Annotated in this window: 14 protein-coding genes and 1 tRNA gene; 9 read left to right on the top strand and 6 right to left on the bottom strand. The window is 64.7% G+C overall.

The annotated features are described in order from the left end of the window. The 5 genes from H0W65_RS09870 to H0W65_RS09850 form a co-directional block, all read left to right on the top strand. Positions 1-996: class I adenylate-forming enzyme family protein (locus H0W65_RS09870; RefSeq protein WP_294007136.1), on the top strand; the 996-nt coding region annotated here is incomplete at its 5' end. Positions 997-998: 2 nt separating this feature from the next. Beyond that, positions 999-3,143, top strand: a complete 2,145-nt coding sequence (locus tag H0W65_RS09865; protein WP_294007133.1) for a molybdopterin cofactor-binding domain-containing protein — start codon at positions 999-1,001, stop codon at positions 3,141-3,143. Further along, positions 3,140-4,147: a ferrochelatase gene (gene hemH / locus H0W65_RS09860; RefSeq protein ID WP_294007131.1), complete on the top strand. Its 1,008-nt coding sequence runs from the start codon at positions 3,140-3,142 to the stop codon at positions 4,145-4,147. The genes H0W65_RS09865 and hemH overlap by 4 nt, the downstream gene beginning before the upstream one ends. Before the next feature lie 29 nt (positions 4,148-4,176). Further along, positions 4,177-4,899, top strand: coding sequence for an acetoacetyl-CoA reductase (phbB, locus tag H0W65_RS09855; protein ID WP_294007129.1), 723 nt, complete (start codon positions 4,177-4,179; stop codon positions 4,897-4,899). Further along, entirely contained in the window at positions 4,899-5,141 is a 243-nt protein-coding gene (locus tag H0W65_RS09850) for a ribbon-helix-helix domain-containing protein (RefSeq protein ID WP_294007126.1), read from the top strand. The genes phbB and H0W65_RS09850 overlap by 1 nt, the downstream gene beginning before the upstream one ends. Here H0W65_RS09850 and H0W65_RS09845 read toward each other — a convergent pair. The 3 genes from H0W65_RS09845 to H0W65_RS09835 form a co-directional block, all read right to left on the bottom strand. Beyond that, the gene (locus H0W65_RS09845) at positions 5,103-5,954 is read right to left on the bottom strand and encodes a hypothetical protein (protein ID WP_294007124.1); all 852 of its coding nucleotides are present in this window, start codon (positions 5,952-5,954) and stop codon (positions 5,103-5,105) included. The genes H0W65_RS09850 and H0W65_RS09845 overlap by 39 nt on opposite strands. Next, positions 5,951-10,600 carry an NAD-glutamate dehydrogenase domain-containing protein gene (locus H0W65_RS09840; protein WP_294007121.1) on the bottom strand — a complete coding sequence of 1,550 codons (4,650 nt, stop codon included), beginning with the start codon at positions 10,598-10,600 and terminating at the stop codon, positions 5,951-5,953. Before H0W65_RS09840 ends, H0W65_RS09845 begins: the two co-directional genes overlap by 4 nt. Before the next feature lie 83 nt (positions 10,601-10,683). Further along, complete coding sequence (locus H0W65_RS09835; protein ID WP_294007118.1) at positions 10,684-11,976, bottom strand: hypothetical protein; 1,293 nt, start codon at positions 11,974-11,976, stop codon at positions 10,684-10,686. A gap of 184 nt (positions 11,977-12,160) precedes the next feature. On the opposite strand from H0W65_RS09835, the gene H0W65_RS09830 reads away from it, so the two are divergent. Continuing rightward, positions 12,161-12,236: transfer RNA gene (locus H0W65_RS09830), tRNA-Thr, on the top strand. 478 nt (positions 12,237-12,714) lie between these two features. Here H0W65_RS09830 and H0W65_RS09825 read toward each other — a convergent pair. Genes H0W65_RS09825 through H0W65_RS09815 form a run of 3 tightly spaced genes read right to left on the bottom strand, consistent with a single transcriptional unit; the run spans position 12,715 to position 15,032 of the window. Next, positions 12,715-14,319, bottom strand: coding sequence for a recombinase family protein (locus tag H0W65_RS09825; protein WP_294007115.1), 1,605 nt, complete (start codon positions 14,317-14,319; stop codon positions 12,715-12,717). Beyond that, positions 14,312-14,764, bottom strand: coding sequence for a DUF2924 domain-containing protein (locus H0W65_RS09820; RefSeq protein WP_294007112.1), 453 nt, complete (start codon positions 14,762-14,764; stop codon positions 14,312-14,314). Before H0W65_RS09820 ends, H0W65_RS09825 begins: the two co-directional genes overlap by 8 nt. Then, on the bottom strand, positions 14,757-15,032 hold the full coding sequence (locus H0W65_RS09815; protein ID WP_294007109.1) for a DUF3489 domain-containing protein: 276 nt from the start codon (positions 15,030-15,032) through the stop codon (positions 14,757-14,759). Before H0W65_RS09815 ends, H0W65_RS09820 begins: the two co-directional genes overlap by 8 nt. A 217-nt stretch (positions 15,033-15,249) precedes the next feature. Here H0W65_RS09815 and H0W65_RS09810 point away from each other — a divergent pair, with 217 nt between their 5' ends. The 3 genes from H0W65_RS09810 (at position 15,250) to hisG (ending at position 16,969) form a co-directional block, all read left to right on the top strand. Beyond that, positions 15,250-15,528: a hypothetical protein gene (locus H0W65_RS09810; protein WP_294007106.1), complete on the top strand. Its 279-nt coding sequence runs from the start codon at positions 15,250-15,252 to the stop codon at positions 15,526-15,528. A gap of 236 nt (positions 15,529-15,764) precedes the next feature. After that, positions 15,765-16,079 carry a YerC/YecD family TrpR-related protein gene (locus H0W65_RS09805; RefSeq protein ID WP_294007103.1) on the top strand — a complete coding sequence of 105 codons (315 nt, stop codon included), beginning with the start codon at positions 15,765-15,767 and terminating at the stop codon, positions 16,077-16,079. Then, entirely contained in the window at positions 16,076-16,969 is an 894-nt protein-coding gene (hisG, locus tag H0W65_RS09800; RefSeq protein ID WP_294007100.1) for an ATP phosphoribosyltransferase, read from the top strand. Before H0W65_RS09805 ends, hisG begins: the two co-directional genes overlap by 4 nt. Positions 16,970-17,144 lie beyond the last annotated feature (175 nt).

The following is a 17,144-nucleotide window of genomic DNA, read 5'->3' as shown; positions in this document are numbered from 1 at the left end:
TATGCGGCCAGCATCCTGACCCTTCTCCGCATTCTACAGTCGGAGGGGCGCCCCCCGGTCAATCCGCCGCGCACTTTGGTCGGCGTGCCCCTGTTCCATGTCACGGGCGAAGTGCCCCTGCTGCTCAACAGCTTCGTCATCGGCCGCGGCATGATCCTGATGCCCAAGTGGGACGCGGGCGAAGCGCTGCGCCTGATCGAGCGCGAGAAGGTGACCTATTTCGTCGGCGTCCCGACGATGAGCCTGGAGTTGATGAATCACCCCGACCGGGACAATTATGATCTGTCGACCCTGACCGACATTACCGGCGGCGGGGCGCCGCGCCCGGTCGCGCATGTCGAGCGGCTGCGTCATGCCTTTCCCAATTCGCAACCCGCGCTGGGCTATGGTCTGACCGAAACCAATGCCGTCGGTTGCGGCAATTATTGGGGCAACTACACCGCCAAGCCGGCCTCGACCGGGCGCGCGCTGCCGCTGGTCGAGGTCGTGATTCTCAGTGCTGCCGATGCCCAATTAGGACCCAACCAGAGCGGCGAGATCGCGATTCGCTCGGCGGCCAACATCAAGGGCTATTGGAACGACGCCGAAGCGACCGCAGCCGCCTTCACTCCCGACGGCTACATGAAGACCGGCGACATCGGCTACCTCGACGATGATGGGTATTTGTTCATCGTCGACCGGAAGAAGGACATCATCATCCGCGGGGGCGAGAATATCTCTGCGGCCGAGGTCGAAGCGGCGCTGTACGGCTGCGAAGGCATCGCCGAGGCAGCAGTGTTCGCTGCGCCCGACGAGCGGCTGGGTGAAGTGCCGATAGCCGTGCTCCACCGGCGCGAAGGATGCACGCTCAGCGAGCAAGATCTGCGTGTATTCCTCGACGGGCGGCTGGCGGCGTTCAAGATCCCGGCGCGGATGAGCTTTTCCGAAGAGCCCTTGCCGCGGCTTGGGACCGGCAAGATCGACCGCGTCGCGCTCAAGCTGAAATTCGCCGGCTGACGATGAAGCTTCCGGGAGTATCACTCGACCGCCGTACCCTGTTGATCGGCGGCGGCGCCGGGGTTGGACTGGTGGTCGCCTTCGTCGCCTGGCCTCGCCGCGAAGGAACGCCTCTCCGTCCAGGCCCGCGCGAAGGCGTGTTTGGCCCCTATCTCAGGATCGCGACCGATGGTCGGGTGACGCTGGCGGTTCCGCAGGTCGAAGTCGGGCAGGGGATCTGGACCGGCCTAGCGCAAGTCGCCGCCGACGAACTAGGCGCGGCGTGGGAGGCGATGGGGGTCGAACCCGCGCCCCATTCTGGGATTTATGCCAATCGACTGGTTGCGCGCGATTATCGGGTGACGACACGGGTGACGGCGGGCGCCAGTTCGATCCGCGCCTTCGAGATGCCGCTGCGCGAAGCGGCGGCGATCGCGCGGTCAATGCTTTGCGCCGCCGCTGCGGCTCGCTGGGGGGTGAGTGCCGCGGAATGCGATACCGATGGCGGGTTCGTCCTCCACGAGGGCAAGCAATTGCGGTTCGGCGATGTATCGGCGGACGCGGCGGGGCTATCGCCGCCCGAACATCCGACATTGCGGTCCGCGGGCGCCGGCAAGCTGGTCGGCGAGGGGCTGCCTCGGCTCGACCTGCCGGCCAAGAGCGACGGCGGCCTGCGCTTCGCCGCCGACGTGCGCCTGCCGCGAATGGTCTTCGCCTCGGTGCGGATGGCACCGCCAGGCGGACGGCTCAACGGCTTTTCGCGCGGCGCGGCCAGGAGGCAGGCAGGGCTAATCGATCTGGTCGTGCGGGAAAACTGGATCGCGGCGATTGGGCAGAGTTGGTGGGCGGCGGACCGGGCGTTGCAGCGGTCCGAGCCGATATTCAATGGGCCGGCGCATGCGGGAACGACCGAGATCGATGCGCGGCTGGCCGAGTTGCTCGATGGGGGCAGCGCGAAGCGGCTGTTCGAGCGCGGCGACTATGACAAGGCTACCCAAGGCTCGCGCCCGCTGGCGGCGACCTATGCCATCGCCGCGACGCCGCACCATTCCCTTGAAGCGCCGGCGGCGGTGGCTCGGTTCAGCGGCGATCGGCTCGAAATATGGACTGGGACTCAAGCCCCTGACCTGGCGCGGCGTGCGGCGGCCAAGGCGGCAGGCCTGGGTGAACGCGAAGTTACGCTCTATCCGATGCCGGTCGGCGACGGGTCGGGCCGCGCGGTCGAGATCGAGGCGGTGGCCATCGCAGTCGAGCTGGCCAAGGTATCCGGGCGGCCGGTCAGCCTGGCGCTGCCCCCGGCGACCGCGCAGACCCAGGATCCGGTGCGCCCACCCTTGTTGGCGCGGTTGGCGGCATTGCCCGCGCCCGACGGGACAATCGCGGCCTGGAGCGCGCGGCTGGTCGGAATGGCCGGGCTCGAGGCGTCGTTGGCACGGGCGCTGGGCAAGGGCGCGCCGGCATTCGCGCCGCGCGGCGCGGTGCCGTCCTACGGTATACCGGCAATCCGCATCGACGCAGTTTCCGCCGATTTGCCCATCCGTGTAGGCTATATGCGCGGCGGCGATGCGGCGATGATGACCTTTCTAACCGAGAGCTTCGTCGACGAAATGGCGCGCGCCCTGGGCGCCGAGCCGCTCGCCTATCGCATCGGCATGTTGGGCGGGGCGCCGCGGCTGGCGCGGGCGGTGACCACCGCCGCGGCGATCGGCGGCTGGGACGGCGGTGCGCCGGGCAGCAGCATGGGCTTGGCCTGCGCCTCGCTCGACGGGAGTCACGTCGGGCTGATGGTCAACGCGAGCATTGGCGCCAATCAGCGTATCAAGGTCGGCAAGATGACCGCCGCGGTCGACGCCGGGCGGATCGTGAATCCGGACTTGGTTCGGCAGCAGGTCGAAGGCGGCCTGATCGCCGCGCTGGCCGCCGCGAGCGTCCCAGCGCCCGAATTTGCCGCGGGAATGCCGCGCGCGACACCGTTGCGCGGCCGTGGATTCGAGCGATTGCACGAGGTGCCCGAGATCGAGGTCGAGCTGCTTCATAGCGGTGAAGCGCCGGGCGGAATCAGCTCGCTCGGCATGGCAGTGTTGGCACCCGCCGTCGCTAACGCAATTGCCGCGGTTTCGGGCAAGAGATTGCGTTCGCTGCCGTTCGACCCGATGGCGGTTGCATGATATCGCCGCCCAACCATCCCGCGATACCGACGCCCCGGGTCGGCGTGCTGTTGATCAACCTCGGCACGCCCGACGCGCCCGAAGCTGGAGCGGTGCGCAGGTACCTGGCGGAGTTCCTGTCGGACCGGCGGGTGATCGAGATCCCCCGCCTGGTGTGGGCCCCAATTCTCCATGGAATCATCTTGCGCACGCGACCGAAAAAGAGCGCGCATGCTTACCGCCAGGTGTGGACGAAGGAGGGATCGCCGCTCGCCGCGATCACCGCCCGCCAAGCCAAAGCGTTGCAGGCGCGGCTCGGCGACGGCGTGCTGGTCGAGTGGGCGATGCGCTATGGCAATCCGGGCATTGCCGACGCGATCGAGCGGCTGCTTCAGGCGGGTGCGACGCGCCTCCTGGCGGCGCCGCTTTATCCGCAATATTGCGCGGCGACGACGGCCAGCGCGATGGACGCGACCTTCGCGGCAATCGGCGCGCTGCGGTGGCAGCCGGCGCTGCGGACGATGCCTCCCTATCATGACGATCCGCTCTACATCGGAGCGCTCAAGGCCGATTTGGAGCGACAATTGGCCACGCTCGACTTTTCGCCCGAGCGACTGCTGCTCAGCTTCCACGGCATGCCGCAGCGGACGCTCGAGTTGGGCGATCCCTATCATTGCCATTGCCGCAAGACCGCGCGGTTGCTCGGCGAAGCGATGGGGCGCGATATCGATGTCGCCTTCCAGTCGCGCTTTGGGCGGGCCAAGTGGCTAGAGCCAGCGACCGATGTGGTGCTCAAGGCCTACCCGGGCGAAGGCGTGCGCAAGATTGTGATCGCTGCCCCGGGCTTTTCGGCCGACTGCCTGGAGACGATCGAGGAACTGGGCATTCGCGGCCGCGCCGATTTTATGGCAGCGGGCGGCACGCATTTTGCGCGCCTCGATTGCCTCAATGATAGTGACGAGGGGATGACGATGCTCGACGCGTTGATCCGCCGCGAACTTGCCGGATGGTGGCCTTCGGCCTAGTCCAGCCGGCAAAACCCAGGAGAGAGAATATGGCACGAGTGGCAATCGTCACCGGCGGCACGCGCGGGATCGGCGAGGCGATTAGCATCGCGCTCAGCGATTTGGGCATGAAGGTCGCGGCAACCTATGCCGGCAACGATGACCGCGCGCGCTCATTCAGCCAGCGGACGGGCATCCAAATCTATAAATTCGATGTCGCCGATCACCAGGCGTGCATAGACGGCGTCGGGCAGATCGAGGCCGATCTCGGCCCCGTCGACGTGCTGGTCAACAACGCCGGCATTACCCGCGACACAACCATGAAGCGAATGGATCACCAAAAGTGGCAGGAGGTGATCGACACCAATCTCGGCGGCTGCTTCAACATGGCCAAGGCCGTGTTCGAAGGAATGCAAGGGCGCGGCTATGGCCGGATCGTCAACATTGGATCGATCAACGGCCAGGCGGGGCAGTACGGCCAGGTTAACTACGCTGCGGCCAAATCGGGTATCCACGGCTTCACCAAGGCGTTGGCGCAGGAGGGCGCGCGTAGCGGGGTTACCGTCAACGCCATCGCGCCGGGCTACATCGATACCGACATGGTCGCGGCGGTTCCGCACGAAGTGCTCGGCAAGATAATAGCCAAAATTCCCGTCAACCGCCTTGGCAAGGCCGACGAAATTGCCCGTGGGGTAGCTTTCCTGGTCGACGAAAATGCCGGCTTCGTGACCGGTTCGACGCTGTCGATCAACGGCGGGCAGCACATGTATTGATGGCGTTTGGCGTTCCCACCAAAAGGTCGGTGACGATCGCCGGGCATGAAACGTCGATCAGCCTCGAGCCCCTGTTCTGGAGCGCGCTTGAAGAGGTGGCGACCGACATGGGCTTGCCGCTCAACGCGCTTATCGCGCGGATCGATGCAGATCGGCTCGACAGCGTGCCGCCGCCCAACCTGACCTCGACCATTCGTCAGTGGCTATTGTTGCGCGCGCTGGGCAATCGCGGCGGCGAATGACGCCCCTTGGTCAGGGGCGTGCTGGAGCCACAGCGAGGGCTCGATCAGTTCCAGCTCCATGACTGCCAGCCGGCCATCGGGCAGCCGGACCAGGTCGACGCGGGCATAGGCCGCTTCGACCGGCGCGGCGGCCAGCGCGGCCTTGGCGAGATCGACCGCGCCCTCCGGGGCGACGCATTTTTCCTCGCGACCGCCGAGATGGGGCTGGACGCGATAATCGCCCGCTTTGGGTCGTTTGACGATGGCGTGGCTAAACGTTCCGCCGAACAGCATGATCGAATATTCGCCTTCGGAAGCGACCGTAGCGAGATAGGGTTGGACCAACATCGCTTTGCCGCGCGCCTCTTCGGGTAGCGGATCGGCGGCGGCGAGCCGGTGCGTGCCGTCGGCCGCCGCGGACACCGGCGGCTTGATGACCAGCATATCGCCGAACTCAGCGCGCGCAGCGTTGAGAGCGGCTTCGTCGATTGCCTCGACCAATCGCATCGGAACGGTCGATACGCCGACGCGGCTTAGTTCTGCGAGATAGCGCTTGTCGCTGTTCCAGCGCAGCAGCGGAATCGGGTTGAGGGTGACGGCTGCCTCTCGCTCAAGCCGGTCGAGCAGCGCATGCCAACGCGGCGGATCGAGATGGTAGCCCCAGACGACCAGCGGTAGGACAACGTCGAAGCCGGATAGATCGCCCGGCTCCGTCCACGGCCGCGCCTCGACCTCAAATCCGCCGCGCCGCAGGGCGTCGGCCTCGACGTCATAGGCCCAATCCCATTCTTCCACGAAATCCGGGGCGGGAACGAGGACGGCGGCGCGTTTCATCGGGACAGAAGGACTCGGGCTTGGCTGGCGATCTGAGCCAGCATCGCGGAACTGGTCGCGCCCGACAATTTCGCACGGTCGATCAGCGCGCGGAACTGGGCGATGCGCTTGGGATTGCGGTCGACCCAGCGCTCGACGCTCTCGTCGGGATCTTCGCCGCGGACCCGGTTCAGGAAGTCGATTCGCAACTGCTCGAAGTCGCGCGACAGACCGGCAGTCAGCAGCCGCTCCCAATGGTCCGACGGCACGAAGCTCGCGACCTGCTGATGCGCCCAGTCGATGCCAAGCACTTCGCCAAGCCGAGTATAGGCCCGCGTCACGGCGAGTTCGTCGAGACCCTTGCGCGCGCCGAGCGCGGAAATGCCGAACACGCCGTCAAGCTCATAGAGGCAGATCAACGCATCGACGATCTCCGCGGAGGCGCCGAGCTTTTCAAGCCGCACGCGCCGCGCCATCGCTTCGCCGCGAACCTCGTCGCGGATGAGACCCGACGTTTTCGCCGATACCTTGTCGAGCCCGGGTCGAAGCAGTTCGCTCAAGGCCGCGACGCCGGTTTCGCCACCCGCGGCCCGGATGACGTCGCTGAGGTGGAGGCGAATGGTCTTGGCGGCCGCCGCAAATAACTCGATCCGCACTTGCTCGCTGATCTTGGCATCCTCGATCCGCGCCCACAACACCTTCAGGTCGAGCAGTCGCTCGGTAACCAGGAACGCAGTCACAACCTGCGGCAGGCTGACGCCTTCCTCTTCAGTCATGTCGAGCGCGACGCTCGGGCCCAGTCGGTTGACGAGGCGGTTGGCGATCTTCGTGGCGATAATCTGGTGGCGCAGGCGATGGACGCGGAGAGCGTCGGCGTGCAGCTTGCGCATCGGCGCGGGGAAGGCCTCCATCAACTCGGCATCCATTGTCGGGTCGTCGGCCAGCTTCAATTCCTCGGCCGCGGACTGAAGCATCAGCTTCGACATCGACAGCACCACCGCCAATTCGGGCCGCGTCAGCCCGCGACCGTCGAGTCCCCGGCGCAGGAGGGCATCGCTGCTTTCCAGCCCTTCGACCCTGCGATCGAGCCGTCCGGAGGCCTCAAGCATTTCGATCGTGCGGACGAAGCCGGGCAGGCCGGCTGGCCCGCGCGCCTCGGCAATCGACAGGGCCAGGGTCTGCAGCCGATTATCCTCGAGCACCAAATCGCTGACTTCGTCGGTCATCCGCGCCAGCAAAATGTTGCGCTTGCCCTCTTCCAGACGCCCCTCGCGCATTTCGCGGTTGAGCGGAATCTTGATGTTGACCTCATTGTCCGAACAATCGACGCCGGCCGAATTGTCGATGAAGTCGGTGTTGATCCGTCCACCGTTCATCGCAAACTCGATCCGCCCGGCCTGGTTGATGGCCAGGTTGGCGCCTTCACCGATGACCTTGGCGCGAACCTCGCGCGCATCGACGCGCAGTGCGTCATTGGCGGGATCGCCGACCTGGGCATGGGTCTCGCCCGACGCCTTAATGTAGGTGCCGATGCCGCCGAACCAGAGAAGATCGACCGGGCTTTTGAGTATCGCGGTGATCAGGCTCGTCGGGTCGCTCACCGTCCCCTCGATGTCCAGAGCGGCGCAGGCTTGGGGGGTCAGGTCGATCGACTTCTGGCTCCGCGGGATGATCATCCCACCCTTAGAGAGCGCCTTCCGGTCGTAATCGTCCCAGCTTGACCGCGGCAGCTCGAACATCCGTTTTCGTTCGGCAAAGCTCCTCGGCGGGTCGGGATCGGGATCGATGAAGATGTGGCGGTGGTCGAAGGCGGCGACCAGCTGAAGGCATTCGGACATCAGCATGCCGTTGCCGAACACATCGCCCGACATGTCGCCGCAGCCGGCGATGCGGATCGAACTGCGCTGGACGTCGGTTCCCTGTTCCAGGAAATGGCGCTGGACCGATATCCACGCCCCCCTGGCGGTGATGCCCATCGCCTTATGGTCGTAGCCATTCGACCCGCCGCTGGCGAACGCATCGCCCAGCCAGAACCCCCGTTCCAGGGCGATGGCGTTGGCGACGTCGGAAAAAGCTGCGGTGCCCTTGTCGGCGGCGACGACGAAATAGGGATCCTCGTCATCGTGGATGACGACCTGATCGGGGTGGACGACCTTGTCTTCGACGATGTTGTCGGTGACCGAAAGCAGCGAACGGATGAAGATGCGGTAGCTTTCGGTTCCCTCGGCCAACCACGCATCGCGGTCGGCGGCCGGGGAAGGCAACTGCTTGGGATAGAAGCCGCCCTTGGCGCCGGTCGGGACGATCACCGCATTCTTAACCAGCTGGGCTTTCATCAACCCCAGGATTTCGGTGCGGAAGTCATCGCGCCGGTCGGACCAGCGAAGGCCGCCCCGAGCGATCGGCCCGCCGCGCAGGTGGATCCCCTCGATCCGTGGCGAATAGACCCAGATTTCGCGATAGGGGATCGGCGCGGGCAGTCCCGGGATCTGCCTGGAATCAATCTTGAAGGCGAGAGCTTCGGCAGCCGCAGGAGCGAAAGCGTTAGTCCTCAATGTGGCGCCGACGACCGCGCGCATCAGGCGCAGGATGCGGTCGTCGTCGATTCCGCGCACCTCGACCAAGGCTTGGTCGAATGACCTTGATTGGTCGGCGATCGCGGCCTTTCGCCCGCCGTTCGCCGTCGGATCGTGAGCCGCGCCGAACAGCCGGATCAGAGCCTTGGTCGCGGCCGGGGCGCGTCTCAGCGCGTCTACGACCGTCGCCAAGCCATAGGCCACGCCGGTTTGGCGCAGATAGCGGAACCAGGCGCGCAGCCAGACCACCGCGCTGGTCTCCAGACCGGCGAACAACACCAGCTGATTGAATGCGTCATTCTCGGCCTGCCCGCCGAGCACGTCGCCGATCGCTTTCTCGATCATGGGCGCCCGGGCAAAAACATCGTCGATCGACGTATCTGCCGACATTTCCAGCAAACAGTCGTGAATGTGCCCGCGCGATGCCCCGTCGAGTTCGGTCGGAACCTCTTCGAGCACTCGGAAGCCGAAATTCTCGAGCACCGGGACCGCATCGGACAAGGGAATAAGACCCCCTCGGCGATAGATTTTCAGGCGGAGCCGCGCATTTTGCCCGTCCGTATCGCGATAAAAGCGCGCGTCCCGTTGCCGGTCATCGTGCAACCGGTCGAGACGGACGATGTCGGCCGCCGCCTCGGCAGGGCCGGTGCGCGCGCGATAATCCTCGTGAAATTCGCCGACATAGCCAAGCGCAAGCCGGGTCGCGCGGCCCAGCCCGACCAGGTCGATCAGTGACTCTTCGACATTGGGGCCCCAGCCTCGGACCATTGCATCGAGCTTGCGGTTCAGGTCGGTGACGTTGGGCGTTGGGGCGTCGCTTTCAATGTCGAGCGTGTATCGGATCAGTGCAAGATCGCCTTCGCCGAGCTCGACCGACCAGCTGGTCACGTCGCGGCCCGTAGCTTCTTCCAGCATCCGCCCGATGTCGATCCGGCGGCGGGTGTTGAGTTCGTCGCGTGGCAGCCACACGAAGGCGAACAAATGACCCTTGAGGATGCTGCGCAGCAGCAGCAGCGCCGAGCGCGGGCGGTCGGCCAGCGACATGGCCATCGTGACCAAGTCGCGGCCGCTTTGGGGGCTGAGGTTGATTAGCAGATCTCGCGGTACCGAGGCCACGGCATGGCGCAGCGCCTTGCCGCTGTGGCCGCCGGGGTCAAATCCGAAAGCTTGGTCGAGCTCCGCAAGCCGTCGGCGCAGGACAGGCACTTCCTCGGTGGGAAGGATCAGCGCCTGGCTGGTCCACAGGCCGGCATGGACGCCGATCCCGGTAATCTTCCGACCTTCCCGGATCGGCACGACGACCAGGTCGAGCGGCACGCGCCGGTGAACGGTCGAGATCCGCTCCGCCTTGGCGATCAGCGGCACCGATCCGCCTTTTTCGAAATAGCGGATCGCGCCGATGCTGCCGCCCTTGTCGGTTGGCGCACCCGGAATTGAAAGGAAACCGAGCGTATTGGACGGTTCCTCGCCGGGGCGCTCGACTTGATAGCCGAGCAGGGTCATCGCGCCGTCGGCGAACCAGTTGAGCAGCGCGGCCCCTTCAGAGTCATCGATCAAGGCAGCGTCGGCGTGCATCTGTTCCTGGAGTTTGCGCCAGTCGCGAACCGAGACACGCACATCGGTCAGGACCACTCGCAAATCGTCGGCAAGACTGCGGCGCCCGCGCGCGTCAGCGCGATCGAGTTCGACGTACATCATCGATTCGCGATGGTTTTTGTCGGTGCACAACGCGCCGATGTCGATCAATCGACCTTTGTCATCACGATCGACACAGACCACCGGGTGAAGCAGGCGATGGATGGTGAGGTGCCGCGCGGCGATGGCGTTGGCGACCGAATCTACCAGAAACGGCATGTCGTCGTTGACGATCGCGATGCGCATGCGGCGACGCCCTGCTTCGCCCCCGGTCGATTCGACCTCGATCGCCAATTCGCCTGGGCGACGCGTCGCGGCGACCTGATGGATGAAGCGCGCCGCCTCGACTTGCTGGTCCGGCGTGAAGCCGTCCAATTCGCCCAGGAGAGCATTGCCCAGAAGCGCTTCCTGCAACCTGTCCAGGGTTGCCGATTCCGCGCGCTTGGTGGCCGTCATAATCCCGATTTGCTCCGCATGCCTGGCGATGCGCGGGGGCCTAGGCCCGTGCGCTCTTTTAGGCAACAGTCGGAGGCGGTTCGCTAGCGCGCCGAGCGGCGCAAGGCGCTCTCGAGCAGGGCAGCGTCGGCGACCAGTTCGACCACTTCGTGAACGCCGGCGGCGTTGCGGCGGGTCAGGACCAGAGCGAATTCCTGGTTGGTCGGCAGGTCGGCGAGCGCCAGCGGGCTGGACACGCGCAACTTGGCTCTCGCCACAGCGGCATTGTCTTCGACCGGCTTGTGGGGACGGCGAGCCTGGCGTTCTGCGGCCACCAATCCCTTGAGACCGCCGTTCGCGGATTCGAGAAAGGCTTCGAACTGGCCAAAATCGATGCCGTGCCGCTCGGCGTGGCTGAGCGCCGCTGCAAATTCGGTCAGGCGGGTCTTGTCGTAATCGATGCCGAACACGAGCTTGACGATTGGCGTCATCGGCGCGCGCGCCTGCGCCTTGACGCCGGCGTCGTCGAGCATTTCGGCATAATCGTCGGGCACGCGCCTGGTAGCGACCGCGAAATCATAGGCCATGGCAAGGGCGCGGTAGAGCGCCGCGCGGCTGCGGCCGTTGGCGGCCTTGCAAATTTCCGCGCTTTCCCGCGCGGCGCACAGCCGGTCGGCGAGGCCAGCGTCGCCGTCGAGCTCCGGCGCGATTTCTTGGTCGTCGGCCGTATCGGCATCGGCGAGCGGGCCATCCTCCCAGCTAAGGTGCGGCGCACCGGCCTCGATCGCCTGGTCCAGTGCGAACGGATGCTCTTCCTCGGCGACCGGCTCGGGCGCCAAGGGGACCAGCGCGGGGATCAGGACTTGCGGCACTTCATCCGCACCGCCGACGTCCTTCCAGTTGATCACGCCGTAGATGAAATCGATCGTGTCGCCGTCCGAGCTAAACGGCATCAGGATGCCGCGATAGCAGATCGCTCGACCGCGCTGGTTGACGAACTCGGCTTCAAAGCCGACCGGCGCGCGGTTGGCGATAATCTGCAAATAATGGTCGGTCAGCCGCGACAGCAGCGAGCGGCTCGGAACGTCGTCGATCGACTTGACGTTGTCGTCTAGCGCGCACTCTTCGCGGATCGCGGTGCCGATATAGGGCGTTGCCGGATTGGCCCCGCCTTCGGTGAAATCGAGCAGTACCGAATGCGGCCCGAAGTCGTGGATGTTGCCGGGCTCGAGATCCTCGATCGACGGATAGTCGCGCCCGTCGAGCAGCGAGCACCAATAATTATAGGCGCGAACATGCATCCGCCGCTCGTCGGTCCCGATGGCGTCGGCGATGTCGGCCGCCGACGCAACGGCTGGCGCATCATACTCGCCTGGATGATCGGAATAGCTGTCCACGCCTCGAAGCCCCGCAAAAATTCCACTATGGGCACTTTTCACCTCAAACCGTTGCGAAACCGTTAAGCATATTCGTTGGGCGACTCCAGTGCGGCAGGCGGCAGGCGGCAGGCGGCAGGCGAATGCTTGCCCAGCGCAAGCGGTGCGTGTAGGGGCGCTTGCTCGCACGGTCCGCCACGGCCATGCCGCCTTAGCTCAGTTGGTAGAGCATCGCATTCGTAATGCGGGGGTCACAGGTTCGAGTCCTGTAGGCGGCACCACCCAGTCCTAAGTGTCTGAGACTAATAGACTTTTTCCAGATTGAGCGCTAGAAATGGCGCAGTATTGCGACTTTCTACGTGACCTGAAACGCGCGTCGGGGGCGACAGAGACGATTCCGGTAGAGATTGGCCCGTCAATCGAGGCCGCTTCTCAGAGTGCCCAAAAGGTGGCCCCCGGATGCGTTGCAGATAAGCTGCGCATCATGATGCACATCGGGTGTCAGAGGTTCGAGTCCTGTACGTGGCACCACCCAGTCCTAAGTCTCTGATATAGAAGGATAATTCCTTCAAGTGATCACGGAGAGGCGCGGTTCTGCGACTTCCTGGAGTCCATGAAAAGGCATGCGGGGGCGGCAGAGACGTAAGTCTGCCATTTGTCGACGTCTTCCGCGGCTGTTTCTCAGTCCCTCGATAATGTGGCCCCCGGATGCGTTGCTTGGATGCTGCACATCATCGGCGATGCACTACCACCATAAGTTCAGGCGAACCCGAACATCTGACGCTGCGTCGGCCAGTCCACCGGCAGCGCCTTGGTCCGCGCAAGGCGCGTGCGCGTAAGCGCTGGAGGCTGCCGCCCTTCAAGGATAGCGCTGACGATATCAGGAGCCAGACTGCCAAGCCGAGCGAGTTGAGAAAAGTAGTGCAGCGTGAACCCCTGTTCCGCAGCGACCTCCACAAGCGGTCGATCGCCTGCACCGGCGACCGCCATGCGTGCAGCGTGAGCGCTGGCTACCAGCCTGACCAAACCTTCGTCCCGCCGCGCGGCGCGCTCGGACTGAAGCCCAGGCTGCACCAGGCGGGTCTGACGTCCGGATCGGACCAACGTTGCAACTGCGTCAATCGCGATACCTTCGTGCATGTGCAGCTCGACCCGATCGCGGTGGATATCGATGCGCTCGACCAACGCTGCGACAAGGGCAGCTCTTTCATACTCGGGTGCTTCGAGTAGCTCCTCTACCTTTTGAACAGCCGCAGTCCGGCGTTCATCCATCTCGGCGATCGTGGCCTGGACTTGTGACTCCTCGGACAAATGCCGGCAGAGCCGTGCGATCACCAGCTGCTCAAGGTCGTGGGCGGGCACGCGCCAGGCGGGCGGGCAATCGGGCCCCACCGATTGGGTAATATAATAGCGATACCGCTTCGCGCTCTTGACCGCATGGCTCGGGGTCATGCGTCGGGAATGACCATCATAAGCGAGCCCAGCGAGGAGGCTTGGGTGCTGGATGTTTGCGCGACGCTGACGCGCGGGTGCCTTATCGCTGAGGGCGGCCTGGACGCGGTCCCAGAGGTCGCGATCGACGATTGCATCATGCTCGCCGGGATAACGTGCGGCGCCGTGTCTGACCTCGCCGATATAGACGCAGTTGCGGAGCAGGTGAGCCAACCCGCCCTTGCAATAGGATACGCCGCCGCTGACCTTGCCGGTGCGTAACTGCTTCGTCTTGGTGCGCAGACCCTCGCACTTGAGACGCTCGACAAGCAACGCAATCGAGCCAAGATCAAGATAGCTCCGCATGATGTGGCGGACGGTCTTGGCTTCTTCTTGGTTCACGACGAGTTTGCGATCGACAACCTCGTAGCCGAGCGCCACCGGTCCACCCATCCACATCCCCTTGCGCTTTGACGCCGCAATCTTGTCTCTAATGCGCTCGCCCGTGACTTCACGTTCGAATTGCGCGAACGACAGCAGCACGTTGAGTGTCAGTCGGCCCATGCTCGTGGTTGTGTTGAACGCCTGCGTCACCGAGACGAAGCTCGCACCCTTTGCATCGAGCACGTCGACGATCTTGGCGAAGTCAGCGAGGCTGCGGGTCAGTCGGTCGACCTTGTAGACGACGATGACGTCGACCTTCCCAGCGGCAACATCTGCCATGAGCTGGACCAGCCCCGGTCGTTGCGTGTTGCCGCCGGAGAATCCGCCATCGTCGTACAGATCGGGAAGCGCCGTCCAGCCTTCGTGCTTCTGGCTTAGGATGTAAGCGGCGCACGCCTCGCGCTGAGCGTCGAGGCTGTTGAACTCCTGCTCCAGTCCCTCCTCGGTCGATTTGCGGGTGTAGATTGCGCAGCGAGTGACGTTAGCCATTGGCAAGCTCACTCGTGGCTCTCTTCGACAATAGCCCGAAGAACCTCGGTCCCGACCAGGCCGTGCCGGTGATTTCCCGCGCAATGATACTGAGCGATGCGAACAGCCGGTTGTCGTAGATGTATCCGCTGTCTCCGACGAGCACAACGTAGGTCTTGTTGCGCCATGTCCGCAACAACCGGCTTCCGGGCTTCAGCCTAATTGTGGAAGCGGGGAGGGGTGTGTCGCCGCGGGCGATGCGTCGGGCAAGCTGGTCCAACTCACGCGCTGCACCGGTGGCCAGTGCGCCGTGCACTGTTTCCTGCAGTCGATAGGCAATGCCGCGCCGCAGCAGGTCGGGCGTGATTGATGGCGCCGGGCCTTTCAGGACCCGACGCCACTCTTGCCTGAGCTCGGTCGGCGACATCATCGGTAGCGCTGCCAATTGACGGTCGAGCTCACTCATCGGTGCCTGCCGTTGCAACGGCGGCCGGCTTGCCCTTGCTGATACGATAGAAGGTTGCGCCGTCTTTTCTTTGCTCGCGTTCGAGCGACACACCCTTCTTGCGCAATCCGGTCAGGAAGGCGCGGATGCTGTGCGCCTGCCAGCCGGTCACACTGGTGATATCACCAAGCGATGCACCACGCGGCCGCGACAGCAGCTTTGTGACGATCACAGTCTTGGTTGGACGGGCGGTTGACACCACCGCGTCGGGAAGAATCTCATCGGTCATGGTCGGGCTCCTTTAGGAAAGCCCGAGGGAATCTCGGGCCGCACGACCCGAGGCCCCGATGCCGTGGCGAGCGGGGCGGAGCGGCCGGGCGAATGCGCCCGCGGCTCGGTGTCCACTACTGCTCGGTCTGCAACCGAAGTCCAGTCGAAAGAAGGCTGAAAGCTGGCGGTCGACTTGTGCGCCGGGCCATGGCTCAGTCGTCTCTCAGGAGGCTGGAATGGACACCGACCTGATTGAACAGCTCTGCACCGCCGCCGGCATTATCATGGAAGAGGCGAGTCCGATCGCCATCGTGCGCGGCGGCAACAGGGCGGACCGTATCCGTCAGATCGCGAACGCCGGTCGGAAAATACTGGCGCTCGCAGAAGATGCCTCCGTACTAAGCGCACGTCACCCCCGAAAGGCAGACAAGCGCCCATTGCGGACCCTCGGCCCGTCCAAGGATTTATCCAAAGCGGACGTCAGGCGGTTGGGTGCCGCAACGCCCACTCACTGAAGGGGCAATCGATTTTGTATGTCCCGTCAGCAGCGGTGTCGCCGTGCCACAACCTAAACAGCCGCGGTAAGGATCAGAAGCGCGCCGCCGCCCATCGCACTTCGCGGCCGCTGACCCGAGCATAGCTTGCCTGGTCGTAGCCTCTTCAAATTAAGCCTTTCGGCGTTTCTACCCTTGCTCAACCAACCAATTGGGGATAGCGATCTGTTTCATCGTTTTAATACGTTGGAACAATTGTGAGCCCCAAGCAGACCCTTTCAGACGCACGTGCGGCGCTTGCCGACGAACTCGCCGAGGCCCTCGTCCAGCTCAAGGAGAAGGGTGACGCGAGGGCGTTACTTGCTGACCTGTGCACACCGGCCGAGATTCACTCGCTCGCGGAACGCTGGCACGTCGCCAAGCTGCTCGACGTGGGCGAGCTTACCTATCGCGAGATCCACGAGGCCACCGGCGTCAGTACCACCACCATCGTCCGGGTCGCTCGCTTCCTCCGCCAGGAGAATAATGGCGGCTACCGGCTTTTGCTCGACCGCGTGACGGCCAGGCGATGAGCCCTGATCGTAACCGCCTACACATGGCCGTGCAGAAATCGGGCCGCCTGTCGGACCGGTCGCGCCAGCTGCTGAAGGATGCCGGCCTGCGCCTCAGCGAAAGCGGCAAGAATAACCTTGCCGCGCGCGCCGAGAATTTCCCGCTGGACCTTATGTTCGTGCGAGACGACGATATCCCGACGTTCGTCGCAGACGGCGTCTGCGAGCTGGGCATCGTCGGGCAGAATGTGCTCGAGGAATATTCGCTCGGCCTGCCCGAACGGCGGATCGAGGAAGTCACCCGGTTGGGGTTCGGGCGGTGCAGCCTGAAGATCGCCGCGCCCGAAGCGCTCAACTTGTTCCAGCTCAAGATGCTGGACGGACAGCGGATCGCCACCAGCTATCCCCGCCTTCTCGCGCGGTTCCTCGACAGACACGGGCTCGCCGCTGAGATCGTAACCATGCGCGGCGCGGTCGAGCTTGCGCCGCGACTGGGGATCGCTCGATTCGTCTGCGACCTGGTCTCGACCGGCGCGACACTGGAAGCGAACGGACTCGCGCCGGTGGCCGACGTGTTCGATAGCGAGGCGGTGCTGGTGCGAACGCTGAACCCGATCGACAGTCCGCACCGCGCAAACGCGGACGCGCTGCTGACCCGCATCGACGGCGTAATCGCCACGTCAGAAAGCAAATATATCGTTCTCAACGCGCCCGAAGCGGCACTCCCCGCGATCAGCGAAATCCTGCCCGGCGCCGACGCCCCGACGGTCGTGCCGCTGATCGGCCGGCCCGGCCATGTCGCGGTCCAAGCGGTGTGTCAGGAATCGGTGTTCTGGGAAACGCTTGAGCGACTCAAGGCGGCCGGGGCGTCAGCAATCCTCGTCATGCCGATCGAAAAGATGATGATGTGATGCGCTACAACTGGTCCGACCCATCGGTGCGCGCCGACGCGTTAGCCCGGCCGCGCAGGCGCGACGATGCCGCGCTGCGCGAGGCGGTCTGCGCGATCGTCGACGACGTACGCGCGCACGGCTGGGAGGCGCTGGCCGAGCAGGCACTGCGCATCGACGGGCGCGAGCCGAGCCC

The organism is Sphingomonas sp. (genome assembly GCF_013816785.1).
Classification (GTDB): domain Bacteria; phylum Pseudomonadota; class Alphaproteobacteria; order Sphingomonadales; family Sphingomonadaceae; genus Sphingomicrobium.
This window is presented reverse-complemented; position numbering and strand designations above follow the sequence as displayed.